Here is a 24,011-nt window from a genome sequence, read left to right as displayed (position 1 = left end):
TCTATCATACTTCCAACGAACACCATCTCAAAGCGGTACATAAAAACGAAAAATCGCTCCCTTTTGTGCCTCCATCAGCCTGATCCCGCCCCCGTGCAGCTCCAGCATCCTTTTCACAATCAGCAGCCCTAACCCGCCGCGATTCTCCCGCGATGCCTGGGTATTCAACGCTGATGGCCGCTGGAACAGATCGTCGCGCAGCGAGGCATCCACGCCCGTTCCGCTGTCCGCCACTTCGACCTGCAGCCGTTCATTCTCCTGCCAGACAGCCAGACGAATTTCCCCGCCGCCTGGCGTATGGCGCATCGCGTTATCGAGGAGGTTGGTCACCACGCGTTCGATCATCGACACATCGGCGTTAATCAGCGGCAGCGGTCCCGGCACGTCAATATGCAGATTCACCTTGCGCGTGCGGGCGGTGAGCTCAAACTTCTGCGCCACGTCGGAAATCAGCTCCCCCATCGCGAAACGCTCGCGCTGGGGTTTAATGCCGCCGTGCTCAAGGCGCGCCAGCTCAAACAGCTGCTGCGAAAGATGACGGACTTTTTGCCCCTGACGCAGCGCGGTGGCGAGATACTGCTGGTGCTCCTGTGGCGTCAGGGTGGCGGATTTGAGCGACAGGGTTTCCAGATACCCCAGCAGCGAGGTCAGCGGGGTGCGGAGATCGTGCGAAATGTTGGCGATAAACTCCCGGCGCTGGCGATCGCTGTCGGCCAGCTGATCCCACTGGCGGGTGATTTTGCGCGCCAGCTCGATAAAGCTGTTGCGCAGGATTGCCACTTCATCTTTTGCCGCCGCGTCCGGCGTCTGTACCGCCAGCAGCCTGATTGCGCTTATGCTGTCCTGCTCCAGCCCGGCCACTTCCACCGTCAGCTGTTTGACCGGACGCGTAACCCAGTACCAGACCAGCAGCCCTGCCAGCAGCCCAAACAGCGCGACCCACAGCAGTGACCACAGGACGGTACTCCACAACGCCTTGTGCCAGGCCATTTCTGCCAGGGCGTTTGACTCCTCGCCCTGCAAGATAATGTACAGATAGCCTTTCAGCTCGCCGTCCTGCCGCAGCGGCGTGGCGCTAAAGACTTTTTGATTTTGACTGCGCGGATCGTCGCCCAGTACCGGCATGGCGGTGCCGCTCAGGAAGCTTTGCACCGGCGCCAGGTCGATTTTTTGCCGCTGAATATGACCCGGCGGTGCGGCATCGGCGAGGATATCGCCGTCAGGAGAGATAACGTAGAGCTCAACGCTCGGATTAAAGGTCATCAGCCGGCCAAACAGCGGTTTCAGCGCGCTGCGGTCGACCCGGCCCTGCGCGCCCAGAATCGGTTCGCGCTGGACGATCTGCTGCGCCAGCCCACCCGACAAACGCTGCACCATCGCGTTACCGTACTGCATGCTGCTGTAGAGCTGTACCGCGCAGGCGACGGTGGCGCAGAGCATCATCAGCAGGATGAACAACAGCGTCAGGCGCTGGCTCAGGCTAAAGCGACGCATCATGCTGCGGCTCCGCAAATTTGTAGCCCTTGCCCCAGACGGTGCGAATGATCTCCGGCTCGGCGGCGTCCTTCTCAATCTTGATGCGCAGGCGGTTGATATGGGTGTTAACGGTGTGTTCGTAGCCCTCGTGCTGGTAGCCCCAGACCTGCTCCAGCAGCGCCAGACGGGAAAACACCTCACCTGGATGACGGGCAAAGAAGTACAGCAGCTCGAACTCGCGCGGGGTGAGGTCCACCACCTGGCCGTGAAGCAGCACGCTGCGCGCCAGCGGATCGATGGTCAGTCCGTGGGCCTGAATGTGTCCGTCGGTTTGCGCCTGCCCCATCGCCTGCTGACGACGAAACAGCGCTTTGATGCGCGCAATCAGCTCCTGCACTGAGAACGGCTTAGCCAGATAGTCGTCGGCGCCGGTTTCCAGCCCTGTGATGCGGTCAGTTTCGCTGCTGCGGGCGCTAATGATGATCACCGGCAGGTAGCGCGTCATCTGACGGATGCGGCAGCAAATCTCCAGACCGTCAACGTTGGGCAGCATCAGGTCGAGGATCACCGCATCCCATGGCTGTTTTTCAAGACGCTGCAGGGCGTTGCCCCCGTCGGGCTCGTGGGTGATGGCGTAGCCTTCGTCTTCTAAATTGAGTTGCAGAAGCGCCGCGATATCGTGGTCGTCTTCCACCAGCAGGATCTGCTTCATGGGTAAGCCTTCAATCATTTCTTATGACGTAAGCTTACCTGATTTCGAGCGGGGGAAGAGTTCACATTTTGTTGAAGATTGTGCGGGGTTCATGCCGGGTGGCGGCTACGCCTTACCCGGCCTACGGGTTAACAACGTCAACACTTCATAATGCGCGGTATGCGGGAACATATCAAAAAGCTGAACGCGTTCAATGCGATAGCCCGGTAGTTGCGCAATGTCTTTCGCCATGGTCTGCGCGTTGCAGCTGGAATAGATGATGTACTCTGGCGCCATCTGGCTCAGGTAGTCGCACAGCGCATTGCCGATGCCGCGGCGCGGCGGGTTGACCAGCACCAGCTCAGGCACGTTGCCCTGGCCGGTCGCGAACTGCGTGGAGTCCAGCGCCTGGAAGTGCAGATTCGTTAACCCCAGTTCGGCGGCAGACTGTTTCGCGCAGGCAATCGCTTCGGCAGAGATCTCAATCCCGGTGAGCTGCATCTCCGGCGTCGCGCAGTGCAGGCCAAACCCGCCCACGCCGCAGAACAGATCCCACATGTGGTGAACGTTCAACGCTCGAACCCAGTCGCGGGCGGTAGCGTACAGGCCGCTTGCCACGGTCGGGTTCGTCTGGAAGAAGCTTTGCGGGCGGATCCACAGCGGCACGCCGTTGAAGCTCTCCGCCAGCGCGTGCTGGTCGGTGAAGAAAATCTCTTTTTCCCCTTCCATGATCGCCATATGCACCGGCTGAATGTTCGCCGTAATGACCTTTAGCTGCGGGAGCTGCGCCTGCAGCCACGGCAGCGCCACGCGAAGCTGCGCCAGCTTGGTTTCAGAGCGCAGCACGAAGCGCAGCATCATGCCGCCGTCGATCTGGCTTTCGGTCAGCAGAAGGTACTTCAGCTCGCCGCGCTTGCGGGCCACGCTGTAGGGCGTTAACCCCGCCCGCACGATAAACGGCTTAAGCGCCGCAAAGACCGGCGCAAAGGAGGCGGGATACAGCGGGCAGTCGGTTAAGTCTTCCGGCGTGCCGTCGCGGTGCAGCATCCCCAGCAGCGGTTTTTCTACGCTGCCGCTGACCACCATTTTGGCTTTATTGCGAAAGCCCTGCTCAGGGCCGCTGACGGGTGCGCACCACTCGCCCACCGCGTGTTCTGCCAGCAGCTGTTGCAGGTCGGCCATTTTGGCGGTGAGTTGTTGAGAGACCGGCTGTTCTATCCACTGACAGGAGCGGCAGCGTCCGGCGTCATAGAGTGCGCACTGCATATGAAAACCTTAAGAATCACGAGGGCTGCGATTATACACATTATTGCAGGCGGAAGAACCGCCGACTGGAAGCCGGAACGAAGAGTAGAAAGAGCACCAGCATGTCCGGCAGTTTTTGCATAAACAGCGCGCGCAGGATCTCGCGTTTGGATTCACCGGCAATGCTGAACAGCTCCGGGTAGCCATACCCCAGCGAGGCGGCCCACAGATAGCTCGCCGCGGTAATCTGCGTCAGCAGATAGACCCAGCGCGCCCAGTTGCGCCCTTTGACCAGCGAAAACGCGCAGTAGATCTCGATAAACACCAGCACCAGACTGCTCAAAAAGACCAGCGTCAGATTCCACGTCTGCACGCTGCGGTGAATGAATTCACCAATGCCGCGCACGCCCAGGGTATTCAGAATCATCAGCACGTCCAGGCAGCGGATCATAATAATGGCGAGCGCCGCCACCTGAACCAGTGCAGGTACGTTAGGACGCGCGTGCGTAATACGTGATTTTTTTAATAATCCCAATGTTTTACTTCCCTGAAAAACAGTGCCGCGTCATGCGCGGCACATCACTGGAAATTTTAAATCCTTCAGCCGCGTCTTGCACGCTGGATATCGCGCACGCGCTGTTTTTCCGCGCGCGCCATCAAATACCAGGCGATAAATCCGACAATTCCGACCACGCCGAGGATGATAGAGGCCAGGGCGTTGATCTCCGGGTTGACCCCCATACGCACGCTGGAGAAGACCAGCATCGGCAGCGTCGTCGCCCCCGGTCCGGAGACAAAGCTGGCGATAACCAGATCGTCCAGCGACAGCGTAAACGCCAGCAGCCAGCCGGAGATCACCGCCGGCATAATCATCGGCAGGGTGATGATGAAAAAGACCTTCAGCGGCGTCGCGCCAAGATCCATCGCCGCCTCTTCAATGGAGCGATCCAGCTCGCGCAGGCGCGAGGAGATCACCACCGCCACGTAGGCCGTACAGAAGGTGACGTGCGCCAGCCAGATGGTGAGCATGCCGCGATCCGCAGGCCAGCCTATGGCGTGCGCCAGGGCCACGAACAGCAGCAGCAGCGCGAGACCGGTGATCACGTCCGGCATGACCAGCGGCGCGGTGATCATAAAGGCGAAGCCGTTTGAACCGCGAAAACGCCCGAAGCGCACCATCACCAGCGCGGCGATCGTGCCCAGCACGGACGCCATGGTCGCCGCCAGCGCCGCAATGGTCAGGCTCAGCCCCACCGCGCTCATCATCGCATCATCGTGGAACAGCTCGCTGTACCAGCGCGTCGACCAGCCTGCCCATACCGTCACCAGCTTGGAGCTGTTAAACGAGTAGATCACCAGCATCAGCATCGGCGCATACAGGAAGGTAAAGCCGATGACCAGGATCGCAATTCGCCACGGGGAGCGCACTACCGGTAAGTTGTTCATCCGTGATCTCCCATCTGTTTCTGCTGATGCTTGTGGAACCACATGATCGGCACGATCAGCAGCAGTAGCATCACGATCGCCACCGCCGACGCCACCGGCCAGTCGCGGTTATTGAAGAACTCCTGCCACAGCACGCGGCCAATCATGATGCTGTCCGGGCCGCCGAGCAGTTCCGGGATCACAAACTCCCCCACCGCCGGGATAAAGACCAGCATCGACCCGGCGATGATGCCGCCTTTGGTCAGCGGGACAATGACGCTGAAGAAGGTTTTTAACGGGCGCGCGCCGAGATCGAGCGACGCTTCCACCAGCGAATAATCAATACGCGTCAGCGCCGTGTAGATCGGCAGCACCATAAACGGCAGATAGGCGTACACAATGCCGATATAGACCGCGAGGTTGGTGTGCAGGATCGTCAGCGGCTGATCGATAACCCCGAGCCACATGAGAAAGTTATTCAGCACGCCGTTGTTTTTCAGGATCCCCATCCAGGCGTAAACGCGGATCAGGAACGAGGTCCACGACGGCAAAATTACCAGCAGCAGCAGGATGTTACGCGTCGACGGCTTGCTGTGCGCCACCGCCCACGCCAGCGGGTAGCCCATCACCAGACAGCAGAGCGTCGAGATCGCCGCCACCTGCAGCGACTGCAGATAGGCTTCGAAATAGAGCGGGTCGTCGGTGAGCTGCAGGAAGTTGCCGAGATTAAGCGTCAGCGTCAGCTGCCCGTCGGCCCAGTCCAGCAGGTTGGTATAGGGCGGTATCGCCCGCGCCATTTCCGCCAGGCTTATCTTGAAAACAATCAGGAACGGCAGCAGGAACAGCAGAATCAGCCACACGTACGGCATGGCGATCACCAGCTTGCGGCCGTGTTTCATCTGCATGCGCGTCAGTAAACCGGCAATGGCACCCGGCTTTTCTACGCGGGCTGGAGGTTCAAGTGTGCTCATGATCGCTCCTTATACCGTCAGCACGACGCAACTGTCAGCGTCCCAGCACAGGCGCACTTCGTCGCCCCAGGTCGGCTGCCCCTTGCGATAGCGATGTTCGTTCTGCAGCTGCGCGCTGAGCATCTGCCCACTTTTCAGGCGCACGTGGTAGATGGACAGATCGCCCAAATAGGCAATGTGCACCACTTCACCCACGGCAAAGTTATAGCCATCGGCAGGCGGATCCTCACAGAGCATGATTTTCTCCGGACGCAGCGCGACGTAGACCGGCACGTTATCCACCACCGAGTTATCAGGATCGACCTTAAGCGGATGCTGCAGCCCCGGCGATTCGATAACCAGGCCATCCTCCTGACGATCTTTCAGCAGCCCTTCGAAGACGTTAACCGAGCCAATGAACTCCGCACTGTAGCGGGTGGTCGGATGCTCATAAATCTCTTCCGGCTCGCCAATCTGCACGAACTTGCCGCGGTTCATGATCGCGATACGTCCGGCCATGGTCATGGCTTCTTCCTGGTCGTGGGTCACCATCACGCAGGTCACCCCCACGCGCTCGAGGATATCGACCACTTCGAGCTGCATACGGTCGCGCAGTTTTTTATCCAGCGCGCCCATCGGTTCATCAAGCAGCAAGAGTTTCGGGCGTTTTGCCAGACTGCGGGCCAGGGCCACGCGCTGGCGCTGGCCGCCGGAGAGCTGGTGCGGCTTACGCTTCGCGAACTCCTGCATGTGCACCAGGCTCAGCATCTCGGCCACGCGCGCGGTAATTTCCGCTTTCGGCAGTTTGTCCTGCTTCAGGCCAAAGGCGATGTTCTGCTCCACCGTCATGTGCGGGAACAGCGCGTAAGACTGGAACATCATGTTGATCGGGCGCTGATACGGCGGCACGCTGGAGAGATCCACGCCATCAAGCATGATCTGCCCGGCAGTGGGCTGTTCAAAACCGGCCAGCATACGCAGCAGGGTCGATTTACCGCAGCCAGAGGCCCCCAGAAGGGCAAAAATTTCGCCTTTAAAGATCGTCAGGCTGACGTCGTCCACGGCATGCTGGCCATCGAAAGATTTGGTGAGGTTACGTATTTCAAGAAGCGGGGTCAGCGCTTTACGGACTTTCGCCTGCGGGCGGGGGATCGCGTCATTCACGGGGTGTTCTCCGGTAGAGATCAAATCATGGTGCAGGCGCACCAGAACGGTGCGCCTGTTGCCGGGCGCGCTTCGCTTGCCCGGCCTGTGACTCACGGTAACTTATTTACCGCTTTTCACCTTGGTCCACGCGCGGGTACGCACGCGGTCGATTTTAGGATCCTGTACTTTCAGGGTGAAGAGCTTGGCGAACACATCCGCTGGCGGATAGATAGCCGGGTTATTGCGGATCTCTTCGCTCACCAGCGGCACGGAGGCCTTGTTACCGTTCGCGTAGTAAACGTGGTCGCTGATGTGGGCGATCACGTCAGGACGCATCAGGTAGTTGAGGAACTGATACGCTTCGTCTTTGTTTTTAGCGTCAGTCGGCATCGCGAAGACGTCAAAGAAGGCCAGCGCCCCCTCCTTCGGAATGAAGTAAGAGACGTTCACGCCGTTTTTCGCCTCTTTCGCGCGGTTAGCCGCCTGCCATACGTCCCCTGCCCAGCCGATCGCGACGCAGATGTCGCCGTTTGCCAGGTCGTTAATGTACTGGGACGAGTGGAAGTAACGAATGTTTGGACGCAGCTTCAGCAGCAGATCGGTCGCCGGACCGGTGTAATCATCGGCTTTACTGCTGTTCGGGTCTTTGCCCAGGTAGTTCAGCACGGTGGCGAAAATCTCTTCCGGCGCATCGAGGAAGGAGACGCCGCAGCTTTTCAGCTTCTCAAGGTTTTCCGGCTTCAGCACCACGTCCCAGCTGTCCAGCTTAACGTCCGGGCCCAGCACCGCTTTGACTTTATCAACGTTGTAGCCGATACCGGTAGTCGCCCACAGGTAAGGCATGGCGTATTTGTTGTCCGGGTCATGCTTAGCCACCAGCTTCAGCACCTCCGGATCGAGGTTTTTCCAGTTCGGTAACTTGCTCTTGTCCAGCGGCTGGAAGACGCCTGCCGTCAGCTGACGCTCCAGGAAGCTTGCGGAAGGCACCACGAGGTCAAACCCGGTGCTGCCCGCCATCAGTTTTCCTTCCAGCACTTCGTTGGAATCGAACACGTCATAGACCACTTTAATGCCGGTCTCTTTTTCAAAATTTGCCACCGTGTCCGGCGCAATATAGTCAGACCAGTTATAAACGTGCAGCGTTTTTTGTTCCGCAGCGAGCGTGCCGGCAGAGACGGCCATCAGAGCACCCGCAACCAGACCCGATAACCATTTTTTATTCAAGGCGATCATAGTGTTATTCCTTCTGAAAGCTCGTTAACAAACGAACTAAAACTGTGCAATCTGAAGATATGCAATAATCATGCATAGTTTGTCGCTCTGCCCAAAATAAAAAGAAACCTCTTTACCCGGCAGTTTCCGCTCGCTTTTTGAAGCATCGCAAGAATAACTGTAGCCCGTGTCCCCGGCTATAGCCCAGACGAAAAAACGCCTTTTATCAATTTTTTATGCAGGTTATGTCTACGTGATAAGCCGAAACGGCCTTCAGGGAGGTGAATAATTCTTTAAAGAAAGGTTAAAAGCAGCAGAAAAAATGGCCTTCTGCAGCCGCCATGGCAGCGACTGCGCAAAAGTCAGACAGGCTTAGTGAAGAAAATTGGGAGATGCATCATTATTCTCTGCATCATCTTCCGCGCTATACAGCAGATGGTGTGCATTGGCTTCCATCATCACCATCGAAATTTGCTCTTCGCTCAAGCGCATAAACCAGGCGAACTGCTTGAACGACAGCCCTGCCCCGGAGAATAAAGACTGGCAAACGACCAGTTTTGGCAGATTATCATCCTGTATGTCGAGAAATGCCTTCACCGTCAAAGAACTGGCATTGATGGCCGACAGGTCGGAGGCCAGCGCCAGCAGCGCGGACGGCTTCACTTCGGCCAGCGCGGAGAAAAGGATCACGTCGTTAATGAGATCGATTTTGGCATCGAAAATGCCGTCGAAATTCTGCATATGAGGCAGATGCAGCGCCTGGCAGGAATCGCATTCGAAGAACGTAATTCCGGCATCATCAAGCCATTGACGTAACGTATCCAGTGTAGGTACGACCTGTAAATCCATCGCGATGCAGCCTCTTTAATAAAAACTTCGCATAGGGTACTCAAAAAGCGCGCGGTAATCCATTTAACCACCCGTTTTCAGACAGTAGCCCGGCGTGGCATGACGCTCGATCCATGAGATCATTTTACCCGCAATATCGACCCCGGTGGTTTTTTCCACGCCTTCCAGCCCCGGCGAGGCGTTCACCTCCATCACCAGCGGCCCGCGCGTCGCGCGCAGAAGATCTACACCCGCCACGTCCAGCCCCAGGGTTTGCGCGGCTTTCACCGCAATTTCCCGCTCGCGGTCGCTGATATCGGCTACACGCGCGACGCCGCCGCGGTGAAGATTAGAGCGGAAATCGCCCTCTTTCGCCTGACGCTCAATGGCTGCCACCACCTCGTTTCCCACGACGAAGCAGCGGATGTCGCGCCCTTTGGCCTCTTCAATATACTCCTGCACCAGAATGTGGGCATTCAGCCCGCGGAAGGCGTCAATCACGCTCTCCGCTGCCTGACGCGTCTCCGCCAGCACCACGCCAATGCCCTGGGTGCCTTCCACCAGCTTGATCACCAAAGGGGCGCCGCCCACCATGTCGATCAGATCGCTGGTGTCGTCCGGTGAATGGGCAATCCCCGTGACGGGGAGATCGATCCCCTGACGAGCAAGGAGCTGCAGCGAGCGCAGCTTGTCGCGGGCGCGGGAAATAGCAACGGATTCGTTGAGAGGATAGCTGCCCAGCATCTCGAACTGGCGCAGCGCGGCGGTGCCGTAGTAGGTAATCTGGGAGCCGATGCGGGGGATGACCGCATCGAAATGCGGCAGCTTGCGGCCTTTGTAGTGAATCGACGAGGCGGCCGGGTCGATGTTCATGTAGCAGGACATCGGGTCGAGGATCTCAACCTGATGCCCGCGTTTCGCCGCCGCTTCTCTCAGGCGCTTACATGAATAGAGCGTTCCATCCCGGGACAATATGGCAATTTTCACCCTGCACCTCTCTGAAGACATGGAAAAAGCCTGCGTATCATATACGCAGGCAGGCACAGGATAAATGGACTATCGCGTCGCCCAGCCCTGTTTGTGCAGATAATCAAGAATAAACGGGCGATTTTCTTTAATGATGGTGCGACGAATATGGTCGGTCCAGGTATCACGACGGTTATTGCTGCCGCGCGTCATGTAGTAGTTCGCCAGCTCTTCATCGTATTGATTCAGGACATCCTGATCGACCGGCTGGTAGTGGTTTTCGTGCACCAGCATCGCCGCAGGAATGCGCGGCTTCAGATCCGGGTTATCCGCCGGCCAGCCGAGGCACAGGCCAAACAGCGGCAGCACGTGTTTTGGCAGCTTCAGCAGCTCGGTCACGCTTTCGATGTTATTACGCAGGCCGCCGATGTAGACACCGCCTAACCCCAGCGACTCCGCCGCCGTGAAGGCGTTTTGCGCCATCAGCGCGGTGTCCACCACGCCCAACAGCAGCTGTTCGGCCAGCCCCAGCTCGGCCTCAGGGCAGATCTGCAGATGACGGTTAAAGTCGGCGCAGAACACCCAGAACTCCGCTGCCTGCGCCACATGCTTCTGCCCGCCGGTCAGCGTCACCAGCTGTTCACGCATGGCAGGGTCGGTGATGCGGATAATGGAGCTGCACTGCAGGAAGCTCGAGCTCGAGGTCGCCCTGGCGCTGTCGATGATCGCGTTACGCTGCGCCTCGGTAATCGGCTCATCGGTAAAGTGGCGAATGGAACGGTGGGAACGGAGCAGGTCAATCGTGGGTGTCATCTTGTCTCTCTTTGTCGTGCTTAATACGTATTGCAGCCAGTATAGGCAATGATTTGCGCGATGTAATTGGCGAAACATAGCCTGACTGTATCAAAGCGACAGGCGAAACCTTCTTTAATGGCGGCAGGTTATCGGGCACTATATGTCCTATTCGCCGTCAGGCTTGTTTTTTGAGGAGAGAGAAATGTTTGCAGTAATTTTTGGTCGTCCAGGGTGCCCTTACTGTGTGCGCGCGAAAGAGCTGGCTGAGAAACTGACCGAAGAGCGCGATGACTTCAACTTCCGCTACGTGGATATCCACGCGGAAGGCATCACCAAAGCGGATCTCGAAAAAACCGTCGGCAAGCCGGTTGAAACCGTACCGCAGATCTTCCTAGATCAGAAACACATCGGCGGCTGCACTGACTTTGAAGCTTACGCCAAAGAGCATCTGGGCCTGTTTGCTGCCCAGTAATAAAATGAAAGGACGCCCTCACCGAGAGGGCGTTTTTATTTGTGGTGCCGTCGGTGCCGAAGCAGACTGCGCACAAATAAGTAGCAGAGCGCGCCAAGGGCGCACCAGAATACGGCGCTCATCAGCCATGCCAGTTCCTGCCAGAAACTCCGCGTTGATATATATAGCAAGCGCATCAGCAGCAAACAGAGCGGCGCGGCCAGCATGGCGCCCAGCAGCGGCTTCACCACCTCCCCTTTACGGGAGAGAAAACTGGCAGCAGCCCCCGGCAGCGTAAAAAAGAGCAGCCCCAGCTCCGGATGACCCGACGCCCTGAATGCACCTTTCACGTTAAAAGCAAGCGACATGCATACTACCGTGAACAGCAAAAAGCAGCTGATCACCCCCGCCCAGTTTCGTTTAATGTTCAAACTATCCTCCTGACTTATCTCTATCAAATACACTTTCGTCGGGTAGACGCCCAGTCAGATAAAGCAATGCGGCAATCCTTGCCAAAGTACGCACAGGGTGATGCGATAATCAGTAGCTGTCAGTAGCTAATGCGATTAAACTACACGCCAGCTAATGTTTTAGGGAATAAAGCAGGAAACAGGGAGCGTTAACGCCTTTCCCTGACCCAGAAAACAGTAGCCCAAAAAGTCCTTTCATTCAACAACTTACTGGTAAACAAGAAGTTAGCCTCCGTGAATATAAACGTCGCAGACTTGTTAAATGGGAATTACATCCTGTTATTATTTGTGGTACTGGCGCTGGGCCTTTGCCTGGGTAAATTGCGCCTGGGTTCAGTTCAACTTGGTAATTCCATTGGCGTTTTAGTCGTCTCCTTATTATTAGGCCAGCAGCACTTCAGCATTAACACGGACGCGCTCAACTTAGGTTTTATGCTGTTTATTTTTTGTGTTGGCGTGGAAGCGGGACCGAACTTTTTTTCAATTTTCTTCCGCGACGGCAAAAATTATCTGATGCTGGCGCTGGTGATGGTCGGCAGCGCGCTGCTGATCGCGTTAGGGCTGGGTAAACTGTTTGGCTGGGATATCGGGTTAACGGCCGGTATGCTGGCAGGCTCCATGACGTCCACCCCTGTGCTCGTGGGCGCCGGTGATACCCTGCGCCATTCCGGCATGGCCGGCGCGCAGCTTTCTACCGCACTCGACCACCTGAGCCTCGGCTATGCCCTGACCTATCTGATTGGTCTGGTGAGCCTGATTGTCGGCGCACGCTATCTGCCAAAACTGCAGCACCAGGATCTGCAGACCAGCGCCCAGCAAATCGCCCGCGAACGCGGTCTGGATACCGATTCCAAACGTAAAGTCTATCTCCCGGTGATCCGCGCCTATCGCGTCGGGCCAGAGCTGGTGGCATGGGCTGACGGTAAAAATCTGCGCGAGCTGGGGATTTACCGCCAGACGGGCTGCTACATCGAACGTATCCGCCGCAACGGCATTCTGGCGAACCCGGACGGCGACGCGGTGCTGCAGATGGGCGACGACATCGCGCTGGTGGGTTACCCGGACGCCCACGCCCGTCTCGACCCGAGCTTCCGTAATGGCAAAGAGGTGTTCGACCGCGACCTGCTCGACATGCGTATCGTCACCGAAGAGATCGTTGTGAAAAACCATAACGCCGTTGGCCGCCGCCTGGCGCAGCTGAAACTGACCGACCACGGCTGCTTCCTCAACCGCGTGATCCGCAGCCAGATTGAGATGCCTATCGACGACAACGTGGTGCTCAACAAAGGCGACGTGCTGCAGGTCAGCGGCGACGCCCGCCGCGTGAAAACCGTGGCCGACCGCATCGGCTTTATCTCGATTCACAGCCAGGTCACCGACCTGCTGGCCTTCTGCGCCTTCTTTATCGTTGGCCTGATGATCGGGATGATCACCTTCCAGTTCAGCAACTTTAGTTTCGGCATCGGTAACGCCGCCGGTCTGCTTTTCGCCGGGATCATGCTGGGCTTCCTGCGAGCCAACCACCCGACCTTCGGCTACATTCCGCAGGGCGCGCTGAACATGGTTAAAGAGTTCGGTCTGATGGTCTTTATGGCAGGCGTCGGCTTAAGCGCGGGCAGCGGGATTGGTCACAGCCTCGGTGCCGTCGGCTGGCAGATGTTGGTTTCCGGACTTATCGTCAGCCTGGTACCGGTCGTTATCTGTTTCCTGTTCGGTGCCTACGTGCTGCGCATGAACCGCGCCCTGCTCTTCGGGGCGATGATGGGGGCGCGTACCTGTGCTCCAGCGATGGAAATCATCAGCGATACCGCGCGCAGCAACATCCCGGCGCTGGGCTATGCGGGCACGTATGCTATCGCTAACGTGCTGCTGACGCTGGCGGGTACGCTGATTATCATCATCTGGCCCGGACTCGGATAACTCCTAAGAATGCGCGTGGCGGAAAATATTTTCGTTACGCGCAGAACTTTTTTATCAGGGGGCAGTCATAACTAGTGCCACTGCTTTTCTTTGATGTCCCCAATTTGTGGAGCCCATCAACCCCGCCGTTTTGGTTCAAGGTTGATGGGTTTTTTGTTGCCATGAAAATAAAAACATTAAAATCAATCAGTTACATCATAACCTTTAGCTCTATGGCGACAAATTGGCGGCAGATAATTAGCTCTTAAAGATTTCCACGAGTTTTACGATAGAAGGTAGTGCCTGAGCGACTACAGGTAATCCGGCAAGAAGTGTCTTGATAACTGGCTTGGACGGAGTTTCAGATTTTATTTGACCCTCAACAATGTCTAAGGTCGCTTTGGTGGTCTGCGAATCAATAGGTTCCATTGCGGAAGTTTCTATGTCTTTTCTTGCTGCATGCAGTATAGCCATCGCCTGACGGATACTCTCATCGCTACCCGTGAAGTTGTTCGAGTTATCAATTGAGCTATTGTTAACCCTGCTATTATCACCATAAAAGTTATAGTTTGTGGTATGTGATGCTACCGTGCCAACTTGAGGCTGCTGATTACCTTTTCTCTTAACCTCTGTTTGATAATGCGCGGGAATCCCATGCACCCCTTGATAGAAATTGGGTTCAACAACAACATACTCTTCGAATCTTCCTGCAGGCATTTCACGATGTAATTCATCGCCGGGTTCTATCGAAATATCTCCCCTCATTATGTAAATTTTACCCTTTTGGACACTTCCTTTTAGGTCAGTTACTCGACTTCCATCCGTCTTGACCAAGGTCAATCTATCCCGCATTAATTGAGCAAAAGGCATATTTAACTCCGTTAATTAATCTAAGCAATCCGAATTACGCTCTAAGCGTCCTTTATTATTTCCCAGTTTTTGGGGCTGCACAGTCACCAATGAACAATCCATACAACAATGTGTTTACAGTTCCAATTCATTCTCTTCGGCCAGGATCATTGGGTTTGAGACGAAACAAGGAGCGAAGTACATGCTGTAAATAACCTTTTCAAGACAAGCTAAAGCAACTGCACTTCAACAACAGTTAACCTGTTTTCAAGAGTAACCACTGGAGAAGAACAACAAGAATGTACACGAAGCTTACTGAACCAAGGAAAATCAGGAACCTAAGGGCATTGATAAATGCGGGATGAAAGACTCTTTGCGGCATCAGCACTATGTTCTGAGCGACACCTTCTTTACACCTTACAGATAAGAGCACTGGTATTTGCGCATTGATGGCCAACACTTCGCAGCGTATGGTTTCTTTAGGTGCAAGGTAATCAAATACCATGACATACCTACGAGATGAGTCATTTTTTTCTGTAAAAAGGCGTGATGGCCAAACATTGAGGTACATTGGCGCATAGTTAAAGATAAGTTCTACATTCGTAGCAGGCTCTTTTCCATCATTCCTGAAAATATATGACTGAGTATGGACAGTTTGCGTATGCTGGAGCACCTCACCTTCCTTGTCCAAGAGAGGTTCATTAAGTAAATAGGTGAACTGATGCAGCTCGCCATAGCTAATTTTTGCGCTATTTTTGAAGTATTTATTGATAATCAACGTAAAGACAGGAACGATAAACGCAAAAATCTCTTTTCCATACTGGGCGAATATATTCATCCGTTATTGTCCAAAAATGTTACGTGAGTTTAATTCTCATTTTAACAAAATCTCTCTAAATGTAGTCAATATCTTGCCGCAGCTATTTCATCAATTTTCAAAAAAACTGGTACCCCGAACAAACTAACCAATTGAAATAAATAAGCTAACACAAAAATTGTCAATTCTCCTCCCTGGTTAACAATCACTCACACCTTTCATATAAAAAACAAGAAAAACATTATTTATCAATTAATTATCGACAACATCATCCCCCTAACAGATCTATAAAAGTGAAAAACACTGAAAATTCTTTTCAATGTTTTCAGTTTCGGTTTTCCGCAAAGCCGCCAGCACTGATGCGATCTGGCGATGCGGTTTGAAGAAAAATAAAACTGAAAAATATTTATGATCCAAAAACCGCAGGCGGGTGCGGTGTAGTGCGATTTTTGTCTGCGAAAGATTTTTTTGCCATGCTGTGACGCGCCAGCGCCCTGCTGAGGCTACGATCTGCTTTAAGGTTGACGCTGACTGCCTGAAAGGCTGCAACACGCCAGAGCGCTACTGATTGCGCGTGGCAAAGTCTGTTTGTGAGGATCGAGAAGAGACACCCCGCAGGGGATGAAGGGCATAAAAAAACCCGCTTGCGCGGGCTCAGGTCTTAAACGGCTTATTTGCCAATCACCGGGAAGTATTTGCCGTTCAGCGTGTCCGCTTTCGTTCCGGTGTTCCGGATAGCTCCCGCGTTGGTCGGTGAGCCAAATAATCATCCGCCTCTGATTTTTGCCGCTCCATACGAAAGCACATAACCAACGATTAATGCCCCCATACAGCCAACCAACTTCATCCATGTACTTTCAAACCAGAAGAAAGACCCCATCGCAAAAATCACAGCCAGAAAGGTGATGGTTCCCTCAATTGCGTGGGACATTAACGATTTTACAAATTTCATTCTGTATTCCTTTGCAATCAATAGGATGCCCTTCAATGAACACGAGGTAAGGCTCTAGCTGTTGTTCAACGAGGAAGTAGACCATATCCAGGTTCTCTTTTGACACCATGGCGTACGTAGTTGGATATTTGGTTTGCATCCTTCTTGATGCTCTGGCTGACTCTTCAATAATCCCCTGGAACATCACGACGTTTAATGCAGCTGAAGCACTGAACCGAATAAAATGTTTGTACGCCTGATCAATTGCCAGACGATTTAACATCAGACTCGCGGTTGTCTGTGCCAGTACGATTTGTCCAGCTGTTCGCCCACCAACACTTCCGGCACCATAACCCAATTTATTGTTTACAGCCTCTTTACCTTCATCATTGAGTTTCTTATAGAAGGATGTGAAAACAATAGTAATTAGTCTGCGTAAAGGTGACTCAGCATTACCCAGACTTTTGAGCATATAGAAAAAACGCTCTGTCTCGGCCTGGTTTCTTTGTTTGGCGCTATCACCGGCAAGTCCGCTCCCCTCCCAGCTTCTTACAACCCCCATGTAAGCTGTATTTGGTATGGAGGAGATCCCATCGAGAATCCCTAATGCAACCTGTTTAGCATCCATATCTCGTCCTTAGTAACCCTGCCCCGCACAAAGAATAACCAAAGCTCATTTGCGATTCCAGCCGATTTTTTACAGTTTAACAGCAGCCTGGTCTCCTCCCCTCTTCCATCCCCCACATTTAACATATATGATTTATCGAATATGTATTAACTACCCGAAGGTTTGATCATGCTCCACCCACTCCAGCTCTTCAAAACCCTCTCCGACGAAACGCGGCTCGCCATCGTCATGCTGCTCCGCGAAGCGGGAGAATTGTGCGTCTGCGATCTCTGCGCCGCCACCGCCGAATCTCAGCCGAAGGTTTCCCGCCATATGGCGCTGCTCCGCGAGTCCGGGCTGGTTATCGACCGCCGTGAGGGGAAGTGGGTCCATTACCGTCTCTCTCCCAACATGCCTGCATGGGCGGCAGCCGTTATCGACACCAGTTGGAACTGCCTGCGGGAAGAGACGCGCCTGAAGCTGAAAAATCGACTTCCGGGCTCGTGCTAAGCACAACACATTCACAAAAACAGATATAACGGAGTAAGCGATGTTTCTGGCAGGGACTATTTTTCTGTTTACGCTGGTACTGGTCATCTGGCAGCCCAAAGGGCTCAGTATCGGCTGGAGCGCCAGCATTGGCGCCGTGCTGGCGCTGGCCAGCGGCGTGATTAACATTAACGATATTCCGGTCGTGTGGGATATCGTCTGGAACGCCACGGCAACGTTCATTGCCGTCATCATCATCAGCCTGCTGCTGGATGAGTCCGGCTTTTTCGAGTGGGCGGCGCTGCACGTCGCCCGCTGGGGGAACGGTCGCGGGCGATTGCTGTTTACCTGGATTATCCTTCTGGGCGCAGCCGTCGCGGCGCTGTTTGCCAATGACGGCGCAGCGCTGATCCTGACGCCTATCGTTATCGCCATGCTGCTGGCGCTGGGGTTCAGCAAGCAGGCTACGCTGGCATTTGTGATGGCGGCAGGTTTTATCGCCGATACCGCCAGCCTGCCGCTGATTGTGTCCAACCTGGTCAACATCGTCTCGGCAGATTTCTTTAAGCTGGGGTTCAGCGAATATGCTTCGGTGATGATCCCGGTAGATATCGCCGCGATTGCCGCAACGCTGGTGATGCTCCATCTGTTCTTTCGCAAGGAAATTCCGCCGGAATATGACCTGGCAAAACTCCGCGAACCCGCGCGGGCCATTCACGATCTCCCCACGTTCAGAACCGGCTGGATCGTGCTGCTCCTTCTTCTCGTCGGTTTTTTTGTGCTGGAGCCGCTGGGTATTCCGGTCAGCGCCATTGCGACTGCGGGCGCGCTGGTTTTGTTTGCCGTTGCAAAACGCGGACATGCGATAAACACCGGAAAAGTGCTGCGCGGCGCACCGTGGCAGATCGTCATCTTCTCGCTGGGGATGTATCTGGTGGTGTATGGCCTGCGCAATGCCGGGCTGACGGAATATCTCTCAGGCGTACTGAATAGCCTGGCCGGACACGGATTATGGGCCGCCACGCTGGGAACCGGGTTCATCACCGCGTTCCTGTCTTCCATAATGAACAATATGCCCACGGTGCTGATTGGCGCGCTCTCCATTGACGGCAGCACAGCAACGGGGTTGATCAAGGAGGCGATGATTTACGCCAACGTGATTGGCTGCGATCTGGGCCCGAAAATCACGCCTATCGGCAGCCTCGCCACCCTGCTCTGGCTCCACGTGCTGGCGCAGAAAAACATGACGATTACCTGGGGCTACTATTTCCGGACGGGCATCATTATGACGCTGCCGGTTCTGTTTGTGACGCTCGCCGCGCTGGCGCTACGTCTCTCCTTCACACTGTAATGAGCCACTGCTATGAGCCACATCACCATTTACCACAACCCCGCCTGCGGCACCTCGCGCAACACGCTGGAGATGATCCGCAACAGCGGCATGGAGCCAGAGATTATCCTCTATCTGGAAACCCCGCCGTCGCGCGATACGCTGACCGCCCTGATTGCCGAGATGGGCATTTCGGTGCGGGACCTGCTGCGTAAAAACGTGGAGCCCTATGAACAGCTCGGCCTTGCCAAAGATAACTTCACCGACGACCAGCTTATCGATTTTATGCTGCAATACCCGATTCTGATTAACCGTCCGATCGTGGTCACACCGCTGGGCACCCGCCTGTGCCGCCCGTCTGAAGTTGTCCTTGATATTCTGCCGGACGCGCAAAAAGGAGCGTTTACGAAAGAGGATGGCGAAGCGGTGGTGGACGCCAGCGGGAAAAAAATCTCGCCAAAGTAACCCATTGATAATGGTGCAGTAAGGCCTGCCAACCGCATGCCCCACCCAACGGCTGAGTTGCATCAGCCGAAACCCGGCACATACTTTTGAGGGTTAAGTCTGGTGAGGGTATGCGGGTATGGGCTTTAAAAACAAAACCGCCGTCATCTTCGGCGGCAGCGGCGCCATCGGCAGTTCAGTGGCACACGCTCTGGCGCGTGAAGGAGCGGATGTATACCTCGCCGCACGTGGCCACACCAGGCTGGAGCAGGTCGCCAGCCGTATTCGCGCAGCGGGCGGTTCTGCCAGCACGTTTATTTTCGATGCGCTTGAGGAGTCCTCGCAACTCCCGGACCTTGCCCGCATTGATATCGTCGTCAACGCCACGGGCTTTATGCACGATCAGGGTAAACGCCTTGAGGCGTTAACGCTCGGCGAGTTCAGGCAGGGTTTCGACCCTTTCCTGGCCGCGTACTTTAACATTGCGAAAGCCGTGTCATCCCGCATGGGCGGCGAGCATGGCGGGACCATAATTACCGTCGTCGCCCCCGCCGCAAACATGGCGATGGCGGGCCACCTCGGGCATATCGTCGGCTGCGCGGGAACGGAAGCCTTGACCCGGGCGCTTGCGGCTGAGCTGGGGACACACAATATTCGCGTGCTGTGTCTTCGCTCGCACGCGATAGACGATGCGGTGCAGGCGGGTTCGTATGTGGGGGCCATTTTTGCCGCCAAGGCGCAGGCGATGGGGATAACGATTGAGCAATTTCTCGGCGGTGCCGCGCAAAGTACCCTGACGCATCGCCTGCCGACGCTGGCGCAGGTAGCAGACACGATTACGTTTCTGGCCTCAGATGCGGCAGGTGCCATCACGGGAACTACCGTCAATATGACCGCGGGCGCAACCTAGCCTTTGCCCTCGCCCGCAATCCTCCCCACCATCGCCCGAATCTCCTCCCGGGTTAACGGCGTCCGGTCGGTGACATAGTGCAGCGTCATCCCTTCGATAAACGCATCCAGCGCGCGGGTGGTGACCGGGTCGAACCACTGCTCCAGCGTGGTCTGGCTCATCTTCATCCAGTCCTGCATCACCGTTTTGAGCGCCGCGCTGCGGTGCATAAAGGCGTAGAGCTGGTACATCAGCGCCATGTTGTGCGGCGTGGTCACCTGCGAGCTGTGGATCAGGGTAGTGATGGATTCGCACGCCATCTCCGGCCCGGTGACGCCGGCAAAGAAATCCCGGTACTGCTGCGACATCTGGCGGGTAAACCACGTGAAGGCCTCCTCCAGCAGCGGCTCCATGCCGTCGAAATAGTAGGTCATCGACCCCAGCGGCACGCCCGCGCAGGTAGCGATTTTACGGTGCGTGACGGCGTGGATCCCGTGCTCGGCAATGGTATCGAGCGTTGCCTGCAGGATCTTCTCCCGGCGATGCGGATCGTTTGGTGGTCTGCTCATAAATTCCTCACGTGGTTTGTGTACAAATGTACACAAACTTGCTAGTGTTGTCGCTATTGTTGTACTTCTGGTGCTACCCCAATGACGCTGACCTCTCCCCGCAAAGCCCTGCAGCTCCGCCTGTGGGCGCTGTTTATGTTCTTCTTCATTCCCGGCCTGCTGATGGCCTCCTGGGCCACGCGCACCCCCGCCATTCGCGATATTTTGTCCGTTTCTACCGCTGAGATGGGCATCGTGCTGTTTGGCCTGTCGATAGGCTCCATGAGCGGCATTCTCTGCTCTGCCTGGCTGGTTAAGCGCTTCGGTACGCGGGCGGTGATCCGCACTACCATGTGCTTCGCGGTGTTCGGGATGATCGTGCTGAGCGTGGCGCTGTGGTTTGCCTCACCGGTGCTCTTCGCCCTGGGCCTGACGGTATTTGGCGGTAGCTTCGGTTCTGCAGAAGTTGCCATCAACGTTGAAGGGGCGGCGGTCGAACGTGAGATGAACAAGACCGTGTTGCCGATGATGCACGGTTTTTACAGCCTCGGCACGCTGGCCGGTGCCGGCGTGGGGATGGCGCTGACCGCCACCGGCGTGAGCGCCAATCTGCATATTCTGCTGGCGGCGCTGGTGTGCATTATTCCGATTCTGACCGGCATCCGGGCCATCCCGGACGGTACCGGCAAAAACTCCGCTGACGAACAGCACTCGGCCGAAAAAGGGCTGCCCTTCTACCGCGACTTCCAGCTGATGCTGATCGGCGTGGTGGTGCTGGCGATGGCGTTCGCGGAAGGGTCTGCCAACGACTGGCTGCCGCTGCTGATGGTGGACGGCCACGGCTTTAGCCCGACCTCCGGCTCGCTGATCTACGCCGGGTTTACGCTGGGGATGACCGTGGGTCGCTTCACCGGCGGCTGGTTTATCGACCGCTACAGCCGCGTGGCGGTGGTGCGCGCCAGCGCCCTGCTGGGCGGCCTGGGTATTGCGATGATCATCTTTGTCGATGTGGACTGGATTGCCGGCGTCTCGGTGATCCTCTGGGGGCTGGGCGCGTCCCTCGGCTTCCCGCTGACCATCTCCGCCGCCAGCGACACCGGCCCGGATGCCCCGACGCGCGTCAGCGTGGTGGCGACTACCGGCTATCTCGCCTTCCTGGTCGGGCCGCCGCTGCTCGGCTTCCTCGGGGAGCACTACGGGCTGCGCAGCGCCATGCTGGTGGTATTAGGGTTGGTGATCGTCGCGGCGCTGGTGGCGCGCGCGGTGGCAAAGCCGGAAACGAAACACACGACACTGGAGAAGGGATATGAGCGTTAAACTGATCGCCGTCGACATGGATGGCACATTCCTGAATGATGCCAAGACCTACAATCGCCCGCGCTTTCTGGCGCAGTACGCGCGCATGAAGGCGCAAGGCATTCGCTTCGTGGTCGCCAGCGGCAACCAGTACTACCAGCTGATCTCCTTTTTCCCGGAGATTGCGCATGAAATTTCATTCGTCGCCGAAAACGGCGGCTGGGTCGTGAGTGAGGGTGAAGACGTCTTCAACGGTGAACTGTCGAAAGCCCATTTCGAGACCGTCGCGAACGTGTTAAACGACGTGCCGGGCATCGAGATCATCGCCTGCGGGAAGAGCAGCGCCTACACGCTCAAGTGCTATGACGAGGGCTTTAAGGCCATCGCGGCAAAGTACTATCACCGTCTGGAAATGGTCAGCGATTTCGGCAACCTGAACGATACTTTCTTCAAGTTCGGGCTTAACGTATCCGATGATGAAATTCCGCGTATTCAGGCGCTGCTGCATGAAAAACTCAGCGACATCATGGTGCCCGTCACCACCGGTCACGGCAGTATCGACCTGATTATCCCCGGCGTGCATAAGGCCAACGGCCTGCGGATCCTGCAAAAGCGCTGGGGCATTGACGACAGCGACGTGGTGGCCTTTGGGGACAGCGGCAACGACGTGGAGATGCTGCGTCAGTCCGGGTTCAGCTTTGCGATGGCGAATGCCAGACCGCATATTAAAGCGGCGGCGCGTTTTGAAGCACCGCATAATAACGATGAAGGCGTGCTGGATGTGATTGATAAGGTGCTGGATGGGGAGGCGCCGTTTAATTGACCGCGTGCGGTCTGGTGCCCTCTCCCCTCACCCTGGCCCTCTCCCCAAAGGGGAGAGGGAAAAAAGATTATGGTTGCAGGGCGTTCCCGACGCGTTTGTCCTTCAGGAACACCACCATCAGGCCAACCCACAGCACGCCGTTGGCGAGGTTAAACAGGCTGAACAGCCCGTTGCCGCCCATCGCGTAGGCATGCTTGCTCACCTCGATACCGACGGTAAAAATCAGCATCTGCAGCATCCCCATCGCCGCTGACACCGTGCCTTTACTCATCTCGCTGGCAAACAGCGTCAGGCGCACCAGCCCGGCGTTCGCCACGCCAATTCCGAAGGCGTAAATGCTCAGCCCTGCAGTCATCCATAGGTAAGCGTGGGATGACGCGACGGTCGCCACCGCTGCCAGAATCAGCCCTGCCGCAATCGGCCAGCCACCCATGATAATCAGTGAACGCACGGTGCGTCGTGACGTCAGACGTGCCAGCACCAGGTTGCCGATAATCAGCGCGCCAAAGATCGGCACCTGCAGCAGACCATACTCATAGCTGCTGAGCTTTTCACCGCTGATGATAATAACCGGAGACTGCGCGATCCACGCCAGCAGCGGCAGGCTAACGAACCCGGTCGCCAGCGCGCCCGCCACAAAGCGGCCATTCTTCAGCACTTCTTTGTAATCCCGACCCAGTTCTTTCAGCGAGAGTTTCTCGCCGATGCGGGTGGCCGTTTCCGGCATCGCCCGGTGCAGGCCAAAGAACGCGAAGGCGGCGAGAAGCGCAAAGAGCACAAACATCCCTTCCCACGGCGCAACGTGCACCCACGCGGCCCCCACCAGCGGCCCGAGTAAGGGGGCGATAAGCGCCACGTTCGCCATCAGCGCGGTAATTTTGATGCACACCGCCTCTTCAAACGACTCCTGAATGGCGGCATACCCCACGGCGCCGATAAAGCACAGGCTCACCCCCTGCAGGAAGCGCAGCAGGGTAAATTGTTCAATGTTTTGCGCCAGCAGCGTGGCAAGACAGGTGACGATAAACCACACCACGCCCGTCAGCATCACCGGACGACGGCCAATACGATCCGACAGCGGGCCTAACAGCCACTGCAAAAACATGCCGCCGGCCAGATAGGCGGTCATGGAGGTCGGTACCCACTCGATTCCCGCGTTGTACTGCGCCACTACGGCCAGCATACCGGGCTGGATCATATCGTTGCCGATATAGGTAGAAAATTCGTAGAGCACCAGACACAGAGGGAAAAGCAACGCCTGACGACCCAGACGTGAACCAGAAGAAGAACGGTTTAACATGCAATCTCTTTATAATGACAAAATCGCGACGAGTTTAATGAAATGCCGCAGCCCGAGATAGTGATTTATCGAGGATAAACAGAAATAAAGCACATATCGTCTTCGTTTAAGGTTTCCTTAAGTTGACAGATTTA

The 24,011-nt window shown here is 56.0% G+C and carries 27 protein-coding genes; 8 read left to right on the top strand and 19 right to left on the bottom strand.

The features are described 5' to 3' along the window. Positions 1-27 precede the first annotated feature (27 nt). From AC0TNG_RS21880 to nfsA, 11 genes are all read right to left on the bottom strand, one after another. The gene (locus tag AC0TNG_RS21880) at positions 28-1,497 is read right to left on the bottom strand and encodes a sensor histidine kinase (RefSeq protein WP_024907850.1); all 1,470 of its coding nucleotides are present in this window, start codon (positions 1,495-1,497) and stop codon (positions 28-30) included. Beyond that, a complete protein-coding gene (locus tag AC0TNG_RS21875) occupies positions 1,481-2,188 on the bottom strand; it encodes a response regulator transcription factor (protein WP_417927147.1) in 708 nt (235 codons plus the stop codon). Before AC0TNG_RS21875 ends, AC0TNG_RS21880 begins: the two co-directional genes overlap by 17 nt. 105 nt (positions 2,189-2,293) lie before the next feature. Next, positions 2,294-3,433, bottom strand: a complete 1,140-nt coding sequence (gene rlmC / locus AC0TNG_RS21870) for a 23S rRNA (uracil(747)-C(5))-methyltransferase RlmC (protein ID WP_473713098.1) — start codon at positions 3,431-3,433, stop codon at positions 2,294-2,296. 40 nt (positions 3,434-3,473) lie between these two features. Beyond that, positions 3,474-3,947 (bottom strand): YbjO family protein, encoded by a 474-nt coding sequence (locus tag AC0TNG_RS21865; protein ID WP_024907853.1) that lies wholly within the window; start codon positions 3,945-3,947, stop codon positions 3,474-3,476. A gap of 65 nt (positions 3,948-4,012) precedes the next feature. Then, positions 4,013-4,858 carry a putrescine ABC transporter permease PotI gene (potI, locus tag AC0TNG_RS21860; protein WP_023310934.1) on the bottom strand — a complete coding sequence of 282 codons (846 nt, stop codon included), beginning with the start codon at positions 4,856-4,858 and terminating at the stop codon, positions 4,013-4,015. Continuing rightward, positions 4,855-5,808 carry a putrescine ABC transporter permease PotH gene (gene potH, locus AC0TNG_RS21855; protein ID WP_061715675.1) on the bottom strand — a complete coding sequence of 318 codons (954 nt, stop codon included), beginning with the start codon at positions 5,806-5,808 and terminating at the stop codon, positions 4,855-4,857. The genes potI and potH overlap by 4 nt, the downstream gene beginning before the upstream one ends. Before the next feature lie 9 nt (positions 5,809-5,817). Continuing rightward, on the bottom strand, positions 5,818-6,951 hold the full coding sequence (gene potG, locus AC0TNG_RS21850) for a putrescine ABC transporter ATP-binding subunit PotG (protein ID WP_148768830.1): 1,134 nt from the start codon (positions 6,949-6,951) through the stop codon (positions 5,818-5,820). A gap of 102 nt (positions 6,952-7,053) precedes the next feature. After that, positions 7,054-8,166 (bottom strand): spermidine/putrescine ABC transporter substrate-binding protein PotF, encoded by a 1,113-nt coding sequence (gene potF / locus AC0TNG_RS21845; RefSeq protein ID WP_024907856.1) that lies wholly within the window; start codon positions 8,164-8,166, stop codon positions 7,054-7,056. Between the two features lie 351 nt (positions 8,167-8,517). Then, on the bottom strand, positions 8,518-8,994 hold the full coding sequence (locus AC0TNG_RS21840) for a YbjN domain-containing protein (protein ID WP_003858385.1): 477 nt from the start codon (positions 8,992-8,994) through the stop codon (positions 8,518-8,520). Positions 8,995-9,057: 63 nt separating this feature from the next. Next, the gene (gene rimK / locus AC0TNG_RS21835) at positions 9,058-9,960 is read right to left on the bottom strand and encodes a 30S ribosomal protein S6--L-glutamate ligase (RefSeq protein WP_048990925.1); all 903 of its coding nucleotides are present in this window, start codon (positions 9,958-9,960) and stop codon (positions 9,058-9,060) included. 69 nt (positions 9,961-10,029) lie between these two features. Continuing rightward, complete coding sequence (gene nfsA, locus AC0TNG_RS21830) at positions 10,030-10,752, bottom strand: oxygen-insensitive NADPH nitroreductase (protein ID WP_248163699.1); 723 nt, start codon at positions 10,750-10,752, stop codon at positions 10,030-10,032. Between the two features lie 184 nt (positions 10,753-10,936). Between nfsA and AC0TNG_RS21825 the strand changes: the two genes are divergently transcribed. Continuing rightward, complete coding sequence (locus tag AC0TNG_RS21825) at positions 10,937-11,206, top strand: GrxA family glutaredoxin (protein ID WP_006809455.1); 270 nt, start codon at positions 10,937-10,939, stop codon at positions 11,204-11,206. Positions 11,207-11,241: 35 nt separating this feature from the next. On the opposite strand, the gene AC0TNG_RS21820 is transcribed toward AC0TNG_RS21825, so the two are convergent. Beyond that, entirely contained in the window at positions 11,242-11,616 is a 375-nt protein-coding gene (locus AC0TNG_RS21820) for an inner membrane protein YbjM (protein ID WP_024907859.1), read from the bottom strand. A gap of 273 nt (positions 11,617-11,889) precedes the next feature. Between AC0TNG_RS21820 and AC0TNG_RS21815 the strand changes: the two genes are divergently transcribed. Continuing rightward, on the top strand, positions 11,890-13,575 hold the full coding sequence (locus AC0TNG_RS21815; RefSeq protein WP_014169303.1) for an aspartate:alanine antiporter: 1,686 nt from the start codon (positions 11,890-11,892) through the stop codon (positions 13,573-13,575). Between the two features lie 237 nt (positions 13,576-13,812). Here the strand turns inward: AC0TNG_RS21815 and AC0TNG_RS21810 are convergent, their stop codons facing one another. The 5 genes from AC0TNG_RS21810 to AC0TNG_RS21790 form a co-directional block, all read right to left on the bottom strand. Beyond that, complete coding sequence (locus AC0TNG_RS21810; RefSeq protein WP_024907860.1) at positions 13,813-14,424, bottom strand: hypothetical protein; 612 nt, start codon at positions 14,422-14,424, stop codon at positions 13,813-13,815. A 235-nt stretch (positions 14,425-14,659) separates the two neighbouring features. Then, entirely contained in the window at positions 14,660-15,241 is a 582-nt protein-coding gene (locus AC0TNG_RS21805) for a hypothetical protein (RefSeq protein ID WP_024907861.1), read from the bottom strand. Positions 15,242-15,505: 264 nt separating this feature from the next. After that, entirely contained in the window at positions 15,506-15,772 is a 267-nt protein-coding gene (locus AC0TNG_RS21800; protein WP_417927144.1) for a hypothetical protein, read from the bottom strand. Positions 15,773-15,986: 214 nt separating this feature from the next. Beyond that, entirely contained in the window at positions 15,987-16,172 is a 186-nt protein-coding gene (locus AC0TNG_RS21795) for a hypothetical protein (RefSeq protein ID WP_155267934.1), read from the bottom strand. Continuing rightward, positions 16,135-16,779 carry a hypothetical protein gene (locus tag AC0TNG_RS21790; protein ID WP_024907862.1) on the bottom strand — a complete coding sequence of 215 codons (645 nt, stop codon included), beginning with the start codon at positions 16,777-16,779 and terminating at the stop codon, positions 16,135-16,137. Before AC0TNG_RS21790 ends, AC0TNG_RS21795 begins: the two co-directional genes overlap by 38 nt. 168 nt (positions 16,780-16,947) lie before the next feature. Between AC0TNG_RS21790 and AC0TNG_RS21785 the strand changes: the two genes are divergently transcribed. From AC0TNG_RS21785 to AC0TNG_RS21770, 4 genes are all read left to right on the top strand, one after another. Beyond that, entirely contained in the window at positions 16,948-17,268 is a 321-nt protein-coding gene (locus tag AC0TNG_RS21785; RefSeq protein ID WP_417927143.1) for a metalloregulator ArsR/SmtB family transcription factor, read from the top strand. A 40-nt stretch (positions 17,269-17,308) separates the two neighbouring features. Beyond that, positions 17,309-18,598 (top strand): arsenic transporter, encoded by a 1,290-nt coding sequence (locus AC0TNG_RS21780; RefSeq protein ID WP_473713097.1) that lies wholly within the window; start codon positions 17,309-17,311, stop codon positions 18,596-18,598. Positions 18,599-18,610: 12 nt separating this feature from the next. Continuing rightward, entirely contained in the window at positions 18,611-19,042 is a 432-nt protein-coding gene (gene arsC / locus AC0TNG_RS21775; protein ID WP_473713096.1) for a glutaredoxin-dependent arsenate reductase, read from the top strand. Positions 19,043-19,160: 118 nt separating this feature from the next. Then, positions 19,161-19,931 (top strand): SDR family NAD(P)-dependent oxidoreductase, encoded by a 771-nt coding sequence (locus tag AC0TNG_RS21770; protein ID WP_473713095.1) that lies wholly within the window; start codon positions 19,161-19,163, stop codon positions 19,929-19,931. Here the strand turns inward: AC0TNG_RS21770 and AC0TNG_RS21765 are convergent. Then, positions 19,928-20,479: a TetR/AcrR family transcriptional regulator gene (locus tag AC0TNG_RS21765; RefSeq protein ID WP_061715684.1), complete on the bottom strand. Its 552-nt coding sequence runs from the start codon at positions 20,477-20,479 to the stop codon at positions 19,928-19,930. The genes AC0TNG_RS21770 and AC0TNG_RS21765 overlap by 4 nt on opposite strands. Before the next feature lie 81 nt (positions 20,480-20,560). On the opposite strand from AC0TNG_RS21765, the gene AC0TNG_RS21760 reads away from it, so the two are divergent. Together AC0TNG_RS21760 and AC0TNG_RS21755 are read left to right on the top strand one after the other, a co-directional pair. Further along, positions 20,561-21,775: an MFS transporter gene (locus tag AC0TNG_RS21760; protein ID WP_473713094.1), complete on the top strand. Its 1,215-nt coding sequence runs from the start codon at positions 20,561-20,563 to the stop codon at positions 21,773-21,775. Then, positions 21,765-22,577 carry a Cof-type HAD-IIB family hydrolase gene (locus AC0TNG_RS21755; protein WP_473713093.1) on the top strand — a complete coding sequence of 271 codons (813 nt, stop codon included), beginning with the start codon at positions 21,765-21,767 and terminating at the stop codon, positions 22,575-22,577. The genes AC0TNG_RS21760 and AC0TNG_RS21755 overlap by 11 nt, the downstream gene beginning before the upstream one ends. Before the next feature lie 67 nt (positions 22,578-22,644). Here the strand turns inward: AC0TNG_RS21755 and AC0TNG_RS21750 are convergent, their stop codons facing one another. After that, positions 22,645-23,877, bottom strand: a complete 1,233-nt coding sequence (locus AC0TNG_RS21750; RefSeq protein ID WP_032649341.1) for an MFS transporter — start codon at positions 23,875-23,877, stop codon at positions 22,645-22,647. Positions 23,878-24,011 lie beyond the last annotated feature (134 nt).

The organism is Enterobacter sp. PL_is514 (genome assembly GCF_055816715.1).
Note: the sequence above shows the minus strand (reverse complement) of the source record. Positions and strands in the feature narration are given on the sequence as shown.